General features: G+C 62.5%; 8 protein-coding genes. 1 reads left to right on the top strand and 7 read right to left on the bottom strand.

The features are described from left to right. Positions 1-121: 121 nt before the first annotated feature. The 7 genes from BLV67_RS28175 to BLV67_RS28145 form a co-directional block, all read right to left on the bottom strand. Positions 122-1,762, bottom strand: coding sequence for a BatD family protein (locus BLV67_RS28175; RefSeq protein ID WP_065931295.1), 1,641 nt, complete (start codon positions 1,760-1,762; stop codon positions 122-124). Then, the gene (locus BLV67_RS28170; RefSeq protein WP_069786348.1) at positions 1,759-3,498 is read right to left on the bottom strand and encodes a tetratricopeptide repeat protein; all 1,740 of its coding nucleotides are present in this window, start codon (positions 3,496-3,498) and stop codon (positions 1,759-1,761) included. The genes BLV67_RS28175 and BLV67_RS28170 overlap by 4 nt, the downstream gene beginning before the upstream one ends. Then, the gene (locus tag BLV67_RS28165) at positions 3,495-4,583 is read right to left on the bottom strand and encodes a vWA domain-containing protein (protein WP_065931297.1); all 1,089 of its coding nucleotides are present in this window, start codon (positions 4,581-4,583) and stop codon (positions 3,495-3,497) included. The genes BLV67_RS28170 and BLV67_RS28165 overlap by 4 nt, the downstream gene beginning before the upstream one ends. Continuing rightward, the gene (locus BLV67_RS28160; RefSeq protein WP_017136650.1) at positions 4,576-5,070 is read right to left on the bottom strand and encodes a DUF4381 domain-containing protein; all 495 of its coding nucleotides are present in this window, start codon (positions 5,068-5,070) and stop codon (positions 4,576-4,578) included. Before BLV67_RS28160 ends, BLV67_RS28165 begins: the two co-directional genes overlap by 8 nt. Then, a complete protein-coding gene (locus BLV67_RS28155; protein WP_056860262.1) occupies positions 5,067-5,999 on the bottom strand; it encodes a DUF58 domain-containing protein in 933 nt (310 codons plus the stop codon). Before BLV67_RS28155 ends, BLV67_RS28160 begins: the two co-directional genes overlap by 4 nt. 5 nt (positions 6,000-6,004) lie before the next feature. Continuing rightward, positions 6,005-6,964: an AAA family ATPase gene (locus BLV67_RS28150; protein ID WP_003174327.1), complete on the bottom strand. Its 960-nt coding sequence runs from the start codon at positions 6,962-6,964 to the stop codon at positions 6,005-6,007. A 187-nt stretch (positions 6,965-7,151) separates the two neighbouring features. Further along, positions 7,152-7,505 (bottom strand): hypothetical protein, encoded by a 354-nt coding sequence (locus tag BLV67_RS28145; protein WP_069786349.1) that lies wholly within the window; start codon positions 7,503-7,505, stop codon positions 7,152-7,154. Between the two features lie 492 nt (positions 7,506-7,997). Here BLV67_RS28145 and BLV67_RS28140 point away from each other — a divergent pair, with 492 nt between their 5' ends. Beyond that, the gene (locus tag BLV67_RS28140) at positions 7,998-12,866 is read left to right on the top strand and encodes an NAD-glutamate dehydrogenase (RefSeq protein ID WP_069786350.1); all 4,869 of its coding nucleotides are present in this window, start codon (positions 7,998-8,000) and stop codon (positions 12,864-12,866) included. Positions 12,867-12,954: the final 88 nt, after the last annotated feature.

Raw genomic sequence — 12,954 nt, 5'->3', positions numbered from 1 at the left:
GCAGGCGCAAGGCCGAAGGATTGTCTAGGAAACTTCCCGCAAATTAAAGGGATATGGACTGCTGGCCTTTAACAATGCATGTCGCCCAGGCAACAGATCAACTGTGTGAGCTGGATCAAGATTACTTGGGGTACAGCGGCGGCAAGCTGGTGGTATCCATCGCCGGGTCTTGCTCGCGCTCGACCATTGGAATCGCCTTGACCGCACGCCATAAATCTTCACCCAGCCAATACTGGCCGCTCTCGCTGTACAGCGCGCCATTCAACCCATCCAGGGCATCCGACAACGGCACAAATCGCGCCGCCATGTCGGCCAGGGTTTCCGGCTGTTGCCGCGCCCAGGCATCCAGCGCCTGGCGTGTGGCTTGCGGGTCGTTGGCCTGGGTGGCGCGTTTGAGGTCGTCCAGCAGCGAGCGTGGGCTCGGGCCGGTTTGGGCCGCGCGCTGCACGGCAGGTTGGCGACGCGCGCGCCACCACAGGCCGAAACCCAACAGCGTGGTGCAGGCGAGTATCAAGGTGCTCAGTTGCCACAGCCACAGGCGGCTATCGTCCGGTGCGGTAATCACCGTTGGCGTGGCGGGCGTGTCCACCACCAGGCTTGGGTTGGTCGCCACTTGCAGCGTGCGCGCGGGCAGGCTGGTACGTTCCAGGTGATCCTCGTGGGTGTTCCACCACACCACTTCCACGGCGGGCATTTCCACGCTGCCGGCGCGGGTCGGCACCAGGGCTTCGCGGTCTTCACGGCTGCCGATCAGGCCTCGGTCGCTGTTCTGGTTGGCGAGTACCGGCTGGTCCGGGTAACGGCGCAGGCCGTTGATCTCGCTGGTGGGCAGTGCCGAGAGTTGTGCGCTGGACAAACCCTCGGCCTTGACCGTGAGGCTGCGCGTCAGGGAGTCGCCGACTTGTACGTGATCGGGTTCAGGGTTCCAGGCTTCACTCAGGGTCAGGCTGCGCGCAGGCAACCAGGCTACGTCGGCGGGGTAAAATTCCGGCTTGGGCTTTACCGTCAGTGGCAACTCGGCCGAGCTGACATGAATCAACTTGCCCGGTTTGGTGCCTTGCAGGGTGTTCTCCTGGGGCGGCCGCGATTCCACCAGGGTGGCACTGAAGGTCTGCGCCGGTATCACCAGGGCGCCGCTGCGCTGCGGGTAGATCGCATAACGGGTTTCGATCACACCGTGTCGAATGCTGTTGATGACCTTTTCGTAGGTGCGCGACTCGCCCAATTGCTCGATGCGCGCATCCGGGATTTGCAACGGCGTGAGGCTGCTGTCGTCATACAGCGACACCGAGTGGTACACGCGCACGGTCAACAGTGCCTGGGCCTGCACGTACACGCTGCTCTGGTCGAGGTTGGCTTCGATAAACACCGGGGCCAGTTCGGCGCTGGTGTTTTGGCTGGCGGTTTCCAGCACTTGCAGGCTGATCGGCTGGGTCTTGAGTTCGCCCACTTGCAGCGGCGGAATCACCACGGTGCCGTTTTCCTTGGGCAGCAACGTGATGATCCAGCGCGTGGTGGCGTGGTTATCGCCGCCCAAGGTGGTGAGCTGGTTGATCTGACGCGTGCCGCTGACTTCGAACTGCGCATCCAGCGGTGACAAGTCGGGTTTACCGAACTGGGTGACGTCACTGGACTCCACCGTCAGCTCCACCGTTTCCCCGGAATTGACGCGGCTGCGGTCGACACTCGCCACCAGGTTGGCCGCCTGGGCGTGGCCTGCCGAGAGTGCAAACAGGAGCAGAAGGGTGGTGCGGCGGCTCATCGAGTCTTGTCCTGATGTTGTTGCTGTTCGTACCAGAATTTACGCCGCAGCAACTCGCCGGGGTTGTCCGGGATCTGCTGCAGCCATTGCTCCAGCGCCTGGCGATGCTCGCCATCGAGGCTGGCATCGGCGGGGCGCAAGGGCGGGGTGGTGGTGTGCTCGTCGCCCAGTTCGCTGCCGGGTACGTCATTGCCGCCGGCTTTGGGGGTGGCGCCCGTCTGGTTGTCGCCGGCACTGGCCTGGCCTTGGCCTTGAGGCGATTGCTCGCCGCCCGTGGCACTTTGGCCGCTGGCGCCCGGTTGCGCAGTTTGGCCGGGTTGAGTGGTTTCGTCATCCTCATTTTTGGCGGGCTTGGCCGGTTCCGGCTGGGCTTTTTCCTGGATCAGGCTTTCGACCAGGGCTTTGTTTTTCAACGCCGGTTGCAGGTCGGGCTGGGCTTCGAGCGCTTGCTCGTAAGCGTCGATGGCGGCTTCCAGTTCACCGGACTTGGCCAGGGCGTTGCCGCGATTGTAGTGGGAATAGGCGTCGTTGCCCTGGGCAAAACGCTTGATCGCCTCGGCGTAGTCACCCGCCTCATACAGTGCTACGCCTTGCCATTGCGGGTCTTCGAAGTGTTCGGCGGCCTCGCTGGGGCGCTTTTTCTTCAGCAGGTATTGGCCTTGCTGGTCGGGGCGCAGCCACAGGTCCTGAAGTTCAAAGGCATAGCTGGGCTGCGGCGCGCCCAACAGCAGCAACGGCAAACAGAACAGCCAGCCTCGGCGGCCCGCGCAGGCGGCGAGCAGCAACAGGGGCAGCAGCAACCAGTAACCCTGGTCGGCCCAGGTATCGAGGTGCAGCAGTTGGCCGTCATTGCGCAGTTGTTGCGGACCGTCGAGCAGGTTGAGCTGGCGCAGGTCTTTGTCGTCCAGGCGCGCGGCGCGGTAACGGCCGCCCATCTCACTGGCAAAGGCTTTGAGGGTCGGGCTGTCCAGGCGCGGCACCAGGATGGCGCCCTGGTCATCCTTAAGGAACTCGCCGCTTTCCTGGGTCACCGGCGTGCCTTCGCGGCTGCCGATGCCGAGGATCGACAGGCTCGGGGCCTGGGCGCTCTGCAACTGCAGGCGGATGCCCTGGCGCTCCTGTTTCGACAGTGACGAACCCACCAGCAGCAGGCGCCCCTGGCCAAGGCCGGCCTGCTTGAGCAGGCTCAGGGCTTTTTCTACCGCCAGGTCGGCGCGATGGCCGGGCTCGGGCATGATCGAGGGGCGCAACGCTTCGAGCAGGTTGCGGCTGGTGGCCAGGTCGTCCGACAGCGGCACCAGCGTGTGCGCGCTGCCGGCATACACGACGATGGCGGTGGGCGCGTTGTCACGTGCTTGCAGCAAGTCGTAGAGCTTGCGCCGCGCCTGTTCCAGGCGATTGGGCGGGCTGTCGGTGGCAAGCATTTCCGGGGTCAGTTCCAGCAGCACCACCACCGGGTCGGCGGGTTTCTGGCTGTTCTGTTCAACCCTTTGCCAGCTGGGGCCGAGCAACGCCAACACGGCCAGCAGCCAGGCGACGCCCAGCACCACCCACGGCGATTTGCTCTCGCGGCCGTTGCCGCCACTGAGCAGCACCGCATGAAAGGCCGGCGGCAAAATCATCTGCCAGCGCCCGGCGCGCTTTTGCCGGTGCCACAGCTGCCACAGCAGCCAGCCGAGCAACGGCAGCAGCAACAGCCACCAGGGGCGGAACCAGTGCGGCCACAGGTCGATCATCGACGCCTCCGCAAGCGCAGGCGTTTAAGGCGTTGGCGCCATTGCGGGTGTTGCTGCAAAAAAATGCCTTTGGTCGAGAGCTTATTGAACCAGCGTTGCAATGCGTTATTGGGCCAGCGCTCCTGCACCACCAGCAGCATGCTCAGTATCAGGGCCAGCGTCAGGGGTGCGCTGTACAGCGCCTGGGCCGGGCGTGCCTGGGTCGGTTGTTGCGCCACCGGTTCCAGCTGATCGAGGGTTTGCTTGATCTTTTGCAGCTCATCGCCGTCGCGGGCGCGGAAGTAGCGGCCACCGGTGGCGTCCGCGATGGCCTTCAAGGCCGGTTCATCCAGGTCCAGGCTCGGGTTGACGCCCAGGATGCCCAATGAGCCGGTTTGCTCCGGGTCGGCGCCGATGCCGATCGGGTAGATTTTCACGCCTTCTTCGGCCGCCAGGCGCGCAGCGGTCAGCGGGTCGATCTGCCCGGCGTTGTTGGCGCCGTCGGTGACCAGGATCAGCACGCGGCTTTGCGCCGGGCGCTGGCGCAGGCGTTTAAGCGCCAGGCCAATCGCATCGCCGATGGCGGTGTTTTTACCGGCGATGCCGATGCGCGCTTCATCCAGCCAGGTGCGCACGGTGCGCCGGTCGAAGGTCAGCGGCGCTTGCAGGTACGCCTGGCTGCCGAACAGGATCAGGCCCACGCGGTCGCCTTCACGGCTTTCCAGGAAGTCGCCGAGCAAATGCTGCACCAGGCTCAGGCGGCTGACGTCATCGCCCTGCCAGTGCATATCGGGAAAGTCCATGGAGCCGGACACGTCCACGGCCACCAGCAGGTCACGGCCGCTGGCGGCAATCGGCAGCGGTTCGCCGAGCCATTCCGGGCGCGCGGCGGCGGTCAATAGCAGTAACCACAGCACCACGAACGGCGCTTGCTGACGCCAGCCGGGCAGGTTGACCCGTGCGCGGCGGCGCGCCAGGCCTTCAAGGTCGGCCAGGTAGCTGACCTTCAGCGCGGGCTCGCCGCTGTCGGCCACCGGCAGGATAAAGCGCATCAACCACGGCAAGGGCAACAGGGCGAAGATCCACGGCCAGGCGAACTCAAACATGTTTGCGAATCCAGGTATCGACCGCTTGGGTCAGGCCGGCGATGGCCTTGTCGTCGAGTTTGCATTCGGGTTTGTAGGCGCCTTCGACCAACACCATCCAGCGCGTAAGGCCGGCGGCCGGGCAACGGTTGTCGAGGAACGCCAGCCATTTGCGCCCGTTGAGCGTGTGGCTCTGGCTGTAGGGGTAGTCGTTGCGGCACAGGCGCTTGAGCAGGCCATTGAGTTGTTGCAGCCAGGCACCGGCGGGCGCGCCGTCGTAGGGTTTGGGCATCAGTGCCAGTTCGGCCAGGGCGGCGATGCGCAGCGGGTCCAGTGGTTGTTCGGCACGGGCCACGGGGCGGCGTGTGGGCAGGAACCGGCGCAACCACCACAGGCCCCAACCCAACAATGGAATCACCAGCAGCAACAACCACCAGCCCGGCGCAGGTGGCCAGAAGCCGATGGCCGGTGGGGCGATCAGGGGCTGCAGTTGGTCGAGGCTGCTCATTGCTTTTTAACCGGGCGTTGCGGGTTGAGGTATTCGCGCAGTTGCTCGACCATTTCGCTTTGGGTGCTTAAGGGCATCAATAGAATGCGCAGCTTCTGTGCAAGCAGCTCCCAGCGCGCAATACGCTCCTCGGCCTGGGCTTTGTAAGCCTGGCGCAAATCGAAGTTCAGGGTGTCCAGTTCCAGTTGCGCGCCTCTTTGTGCGAAACGCAGCAGCCCCGCAGCGGGCAGGGCGTGGTCCAACGGGTCAGAAATAGGCAGCAACAGCAGGTCGCAATGCCGTGACAACAGGCTCAGTTGCTGCTCGGCACCTTCGGTCAGGGCGCGCTCGTCGCAGATCACAATGACCAGGCTGCCCGGGCGCAGCACTTCGCGGCCACGGCGCAGGGCCATGCCCAACGCGTCGGCTTCGGGGCGACTTTCGGTGTTCAGGCTCTGGTTCACCCGCACCAGGCGGTTGAGCAATTGCAGCAGGCTTTGTTTACTGCGCCGGGGTTTGATTTCGTAGTGTTCGCTGTCGCCGAACACCAGCCCGCCGACACGGTCGTTATGCCCCAGCGCGGCCCAGCCGATCAGGCTGGCGGCTTGGGCGGCGAGCACCGATTTGAACATTTGGCCGGAACCAAAAAACAGCCGGCAGCTTTGCTCGACCATGATGAAAATCGGCCGTTCGCGTTCTTCGTGGAACAGCTTGGTGTGCGGCTCCTGGGTGCGCGCCGTGACGCGCCAGTCGATGGTGCGCACATCATCGCCGGCCTGGTACACGCGCACCTGGTCGAAGTCGACCCCGCGCCCACGCAGCTTGGAGTGGTGCAGGCCGATCAACGGGCTGCGCTGGCTGGGTGTGGAAAACAGCTGCACTTCGCGAACGCGATGGCGCATCTCAATCAATTCACTGAGCGTGACGCGGATTCCATCGCCGGCATTCATGGGGTTCAAGCGACGGCTACGACGTCGAGAATGCGTTGCACCACGCGGTCCTGGTCAATGCCGGCCGCTTCGGCCTCGAACGACAGAATAATGCGATGGCGCAGCACGTCGAACAGCACCGCCTGGATATCTTCGGGGCTCACAAAATCGCGCCCGGCCAGCCAGGCATGGGCGCGGGCGCAGCGGTCGAGGGCGATGGAGCCGCGCGGGCTGGCGCCATAGGCGATCCACTCGGCCATTTCCGGGTCGAACTTGGCCGGGGTGCGTGTGGCCATGACCAGTTGCACCAGGTATTCCTCCACCGCATCGGCCATGTACAGGCCCAGGATTTCCTTGCGCGCGGCAAAAATCGCCTGCTGGCTTACGCGCCGTTCAGGCTTGGTTTCGCCATTGAGTGCTTCGCCACGGGCCTGTTGCAGGATGCGCCGTTCGACGGCCGCGTCCGGGAAGCCGATTTTGACGTGCATCAGGAAACGGTCGAGCTGGGCTTCGGGCAACGGGTAAGTGCCTTCCTGCTCGATGGGGTTTTGCGTGGCCATCACCAAAAACAATGGCGACAGGTCGTAGGTGCTGCGGCCCACGCTGACCTGGCGTTCGGCCATGGCTTCGAGCAGTGCCGATTGCACCTTGGCCGGGGCGCGGTTGATTTCGTCCGCCAGCACCAGGTTGTGAAAGATCGGGCCTTGCTGGAACACGAAGCTGCCGGTTTCCGGGCGATAGATCTCGGTGCCGGTGATGTCGGCGGGCAGCAGGTCGGGGGTGAACTGGATACGATGGAACTGCGCTTCGATGCCTTCGGCCAGCTCTTTGATGGCCTTGGTCTTGGCCAGGCCCGGTGCGCCTTCGACCAGCATATGGCCGTCGGCGAGCAGGGCGATCAGCAGGCGATCGATGAGTTTTTCCTGGCCGAGAATCTGCGTAGAAAGAAAGGTTCGCAGCGCAAGCAGCGCTTCACGATGTTCCATCGATGACGGTTCCTGGAGAGATGAGCCCCAACGTCGAAAAAAACCGCCGGGCCTGGGGCGTCTACTTTAATGCATCGCGGGGTGCGGCGACTAACGGCGCGGGCGGTATTTTTAGCAAAACGTGTAGGATTTTTGTGTGCAGCGTACAAAATTTCACCAAAGGTTACTCGGTCCCTGTGGGAGCTGCCTAAATACGGGTAAAGGTGCCGGTGCCCTTGAGAATGTTCTGCAAGGTTTCTTCCACTTCAGCCATCTCCGACACAGCGGTGGTGTGGGTGATCGCCAGGCAGTCCTTGCCGCCCAGTGCATCGGCATCGCCGGCCGCCAGTTCAATCACCAGGGTGGTGTCACTCAAGGTGACTTTCAGCCCATCCAGGGTCGACGGCTCATAGTCCCAGGTCAGTTCAACCTCATCCTCGTCCGGGTAGCGGCTGAGCATGAACATTTCGCCATTTTTGCCGTGACAGCAAAGCATGGCCATGTTGTCTTCTTCGTCGTCGCACGGAGTGGCCATCAACGCATCAGTGTTCATTTGCAGCATGGGAAATCCTGTCTGGGGGAGGGCGCAGCGAGGCAATTGTGCCATTGCGGCGAATTTTGTGCTGCATTCTGTGTCAGAACCAATGCATGACTTGACGGGCAACATCAGTCATTTTTGATACTCGACAGGTTGGAAATAGCCGGTTTTTCTTCGGAAAAATTCGGGTTGCCCAAGTCGCAACCCCAAGCCTGCGTACCGATGACCGAATATGTCGCAGCGTCGCAAGCAGCTGTCTTCCTACACTCGTTAAGCTGCGCAACGGATGTGCCCTGTGCCGGGAGCCTGACCTGCCCGTCTTACCGTCGTCTGGCGTGGAGTGCATCTTATGGAAGTTGTATGTGACCTCATTGTCTTGTCCAGCTTCACCCACCTGTCACGCTGATTCGTTTAAGGTGCTTGTTATCAGTACCGACGAACAGCGCTGACGGTCTCCCTGCAAGGGGATAACACGCGACGCTTCCATCAATAACAAGCCCAAGCGGAGTACCACAGATGGCGTTCTTCACCGCAGCCAGCAAGGCCGACTTCCAGCATCAACTGCAAGCGGCACTGGCGCAGCACATCAGTGAACAGGCACTGCCACAAGTGGCGCTGTTCGCTGAGCAATTTTTCGGCATTATTTCCCTGGACGAACTGACCCAACGTCGCCTTTCCGACCTGGCCGGTTGCACCCTGTCTGCCTGGCGCCTGCTTGAGCGCTTTGACCACACTCAACCGCAAGTGCGGGTCTACAACCCCGATTACGAACGTCATGGCTGGCAGTCGACCCACACCGCGGTTGAAGTGCTGCACCATGACCTGCCATTTCTGGTCGACTCGGTACGCACCGAGCTCAACCGCCGTGGCTACAGCATCCACACCCTGCAAACCACTGTGCTCAGTGTGCGTCGCGGCAACAAAGGCGAGTTGCTGGAAATCCTGCCAAAAGGCACCCAGGGCGAAGGCATTCAGCAAGAATCGCTGATGTACCTGGAAATCGACCGTTGCGCCAATGCCGCCGAACTCAACGTGCTGAGCAAAGAGCTTGAGCAGGTGCTGGGCGAAGTGCGCGTGGCTGTGGCCGACTTCGAACCGATGAAAGCCAAGGTCCAGGACCTGCTGGCCGGTATCGACGCCAGCCAGTTCAGCATCGACGGTGAAGAGAAAGCCGAGATCAAGAGCTTCCTGGAATGGCTGGTGGGCAACCACTTCACCTTCCTGGGTTATGAAGAGTTCGTGGTACGTGACGAGGCGGACGGCGGTCATATCGAATATGACACCGGCTCCTTCCTCGGTCTGACCAAATTGCTGCGTGCCGGCCTCACCGCCGAAGACACGCGCATCGAAGACTATGCCGTGGCCTACCTGCGTGAACCGACCGTGCTGTCGTTCGCCAAGGCCGCGCACCCAAGCCGCGTGCACCGCCCGGCTTACCCGGACTATGTGTCGATCCGTGAAATCAGCGCCGACGGCAAGGTCATCAAGGAACACCGCTTCATGGGCCTCTACACTTCGTCGGTGTACGGCGAAAGCGTGCGGGTTATCCCTTACATTCGCCGTAAAGTCGCGGAAATCGAGCGTCGCTCGGGCTTCCAGGCCAAGGCGCACCTGGGCAAAGAGCTGGCCCAGGTGGTTGAAGTGTTGCCCCGTGATGACCTGTTCCAGACCCCGGTCGACGAGCTGTTCAACACCGTGATGTCGATCGTGCAGATCCAGGAGCGCAACAAGATCCGCGTGTTCCTGCGCAAAGACCCGTACGGTCGTTTCTGCTACTGCCTGGCCTACGTGCCGCGCGATATCTATTCCACCGAAGTGCGCCAGAAGATCCAGCAAGTGCTGATGGATCGCCTCAAAGCCTCGGACTGCGAATTCTGGACCTTCTTCTCCGAATCCGTACTGGCCCGTGTGCAGTTGATTCTGCGGGTGGACCCGAAGAATCGCCTGGACATCGACCCGGTTCAACTGGAAAAAGAAGTGGTGCAGGCCTGCCGCAGCTGGCAGGACGACTACGCCAGCCTGGTCGTGGAAAGCTTCGGCGAAGCCCAGGGCACCAACGTGCTGGCGGACTTCCCGAAAGGCTTCCCGGCAGGTTACCGCGAGCGTTTTGCCGCGCATTCGGCCGTGGTCGACATGCAGCACCTCAACAGCCTGACGGAAGCCAACCCGCTGGTCATGAGCTTCTATCAGCCGTTGGGCCAGGTCTCCGGCCAGCGTGAGCTGCATTGCAAGCTCTACCACGCCGACACGCCGCTGGCGCTGTCCGACGTGCTGCCGATCCTGGAAAACCTCGGCCTGCGCGTGCTGGGCGAGTTCCCGTACCGCCTGCGTCATGCCAATGGCCGTGAGTTCTGGATCCATGACTTTGCGTTCATCGCCGCCGAAGGCGTAAACCTGGATATCCAGCAGCTCAACGACACCCTGCAGGACGCGTTCGTGCACATCGTGCATGGCGATGCCGAAAACGATGCGTTCAACCGCCTGGTACTCACCGCCGGCCTGCCTTGGCGCGACGTGGCGTTGCTGCGTGCTTACGCCCGTTACCTCAAGCAGATCCGCCTGGGCTTCGACCTGGGTTACATCGCCAGCACCCTGAACAACCACACCGACATCGCCCGCGAATTGACCCGGTTGTTCAAGACCCGCTTCTACCTGGCGCGCAAGCTCACCGCCGACGACCTCGAAGACAAGCAGCAACGCCTGGAGCAAGCGATTCTCACAGCCCTGGACGATGTTCAGGTGCTCAACGAAGACCGCATCCTGCGTCGCTACCTGGACCTGATCAAGGCCACCCTGCGCACCAACTTCTACCAGACCGACGCCAACGGCCAGAACAAGTCGTACTTCAGCTTCAAGTTCGACCCGCGTGCGATTCCCGAGCTGCCCAAGCCGGTGCCGAAGTTTGAAATCTTCGTGTACTCGCCGCGTGTTGAAGGCGTGCACCTGCGCTTTGGTAACGTGGCACGCGGCGGCCTGCGCTGGTCCGACCGTGAAGAAGACTTCCGCACCGAAGTGCTCGGCCTGGTAAAAGCCCAGCAGGTTAAGAACTCGGTCATTGTGCCGGTGGGCGCCAAAGGTGGCTTCCTGCCGCGTCGCCTGCCATTGGGCGGCAGCCGTGACGAGATCGCGGCCGAGGGCATCGCGTGCTACCGCATCTTCATTTCGGGCCTGTTGGACATTACCGACAACCTCAAGGACGGCGCCCTGGTGCCACCGGTCAATGTCGTGCGTCATGACGACGATGACCCGTACCTGGTCGTTGCGGCGGACAAGGGCACTGCGACCTTCTCCGACATCGCCAACGGCATTGCCATCGACTACGGCTTCTGGCTGGGTGATGCGTTCGCTTCCGGTGGTTCTGCCGGTTACGACCACAAGAAAATGGGCATCACCGCCAAGGGCGCGTGGGTGGGTGTGCAGCGTCACTTCCGTGAGCGCGGCATCAACGTGCAGGAAGACAGCATCACCGTGGTGGGCGTCGGCGATATGGCCGGTGACGTGTTCGGTAACGGCTTGCTGATGTCCGACAAGCTGCAACTGGTCGCGGCCTTCAACCACCTGCACATCTTCATCGACCCGAACCCGAACCCGGCGACCAGCTTCGTCGAGCGTCAGCGCATGTTCGAGCTGCCGCGTTCGGCCTGGACCGACTACGACATCAGCATCATGTCCGAAGGCGGCGGGATCTTCTCGCGCAGCGCCAAAAGCATCGCTATTTCGCCACAGATGAAAGAGCGCTTTGATATTTCGGCCGACAAGCTGACCCCGACCGAACTGCTCAACGCCTTGCTCAAGGCGCCGGTGGACCTGTTGTGGAACGGCGGTATCGGGACTTACGTCAAGGCCAGCACCGAAAGCCACGCCGACGTGGGCGACAAAGCCAACGACGCGCTGCGCGTCAATGGCAACGAGCTGCGCTGCAAGGTCGTGGGCGAGGGCGGTAACCTCGGCATGACCCAATTGGGCCGTGTGGAATTCGGCCTCAATGGCGGCGGTTCCAACACCGACTTCATCGACAACGCCGGTGGTGTGGACTGCTCCGACCACGAAGTGAACATCAAGATCCTGCTCAACGAAGTGGTGCAGGCCGGTGACATGACCGACAAGCAGCGCAACCAGCTGCTGGCGAGCATGACCGACGAAGTCGGCAACCTGGTGTTGGGCAACAACTACAAGCAAACCCAGGCACTGTCCCTGGCCGCGCGCAAGGCTTACGAGCGTGCTGCCGAGTACAAACGCCTGATGAGCGACCTGGAAGGCCGTGGCAAGCTGGACCGCGCCATCGAGTACCTGCCGACCGAAGAGCAGCTTGTGGAGCGCGCCTCCACCGGTAAGGGCCTGACCCGTCCCGAGCTGTCGGTGCTGATCTCCTACAGCAAGATCGACCTCAAGGAAGCCCTGCTCAAGTCGCTGGTGCCCGATGACGACTACCTGACCCGTGACATGGAGACCGCGTTCCCGCCGAGCCTGGTGGCCAAGTTCGGCGAAGCCATGCGCCGTCACCGCCTCAAGCGCGAAATCGTCAGCACCCAGATCGCCAACGACCTGGTCAACCACATGGGCATCACCTTCGTTCAGCGACTCAAAGAGTCGACCGGCATGAGCCCGGCGAACGTGGCCGGCGCTTACGTGATCGTGCGTGACATTTTCCACCTCCCGCACTGGTTCCGTCAGATCGAAGCCCTGGACCACCAGGTGTCCGCCGACGTGCAATTGGAGCTGATGGATGAGCTGATGCGCCTGGGCCGTCGCGCTACGCGCTGGTTCCTGCGCAGCCGTCGCAACGAGCAGGACGCTGGCCGCGACACCGCGCACTTCGGTCCGCACCTGGCGGCGTTGGGCCTCAAGCTCGACGAACTGCTGGAAGGCCCGACCCGCGAAGGCTGGCAGAACCGCTACCAGGCCTACACCGAAGCCGGCGTACCGGAGTTGTTGGCGCGCATGGTTGCCGGTACGACTCACCTGTACACCTTGCTGCCGATCATCGAAGCCGCCGACGTGACCGGGCATGACGCCGCCGAAGTGGCCAAGGCCTACTTCGCTGTCGGCAGCGCGTTGGACCTGCCGTGGTACCTGCAGCAGATCAGCGATCTGCCGGTCGCCAACAACTGGCAGGCCCAGGCCCGCGAAGCGTTCCGCGACGACGTGGACTGGCAGCAACGGGCGATTACCATTTCGGTGCTGCAAATGGCCGATGCGCCACAAGACATGGAGGCCCGTGTGGCACTGTGGCTTGAGCAGCACCAGGACATGGCTGATCGCTGGCGCGCAATGATGGTCGAAATCCGTGCAGCCGTCGGCACGGACTACGCCATGTATGCGGTCGCCAACCGTGAGTTGCTCGACCTGGCGTTGAGCGGTCAGTCGGTGCTGCAACCGGCTTGATCCCTCGGTAAAACAAAAGCCCCCGCCTCGTGAGAGGCGGGGGCTTTTTGTTGGCGCCACATTCATCAAACCCCATACTTTGATCTTC

The sequence above is a fragment of the Pseudomonas salomonii genome, from assembly GCF_900107155.1.
Classification (GTDB): Bacteria; Pseudomonadota; Gammaproteobacteria; order Pseudomonadales; family Pseudomonadaceae; genus Aquipseudomonas; species Aquipseudomonas salomonii.
The sequence above is the reverse complement of the archived record's forward strand: the minus strand, read 5'-3'. Positions and strand labels throughout refer to the sequence as shown.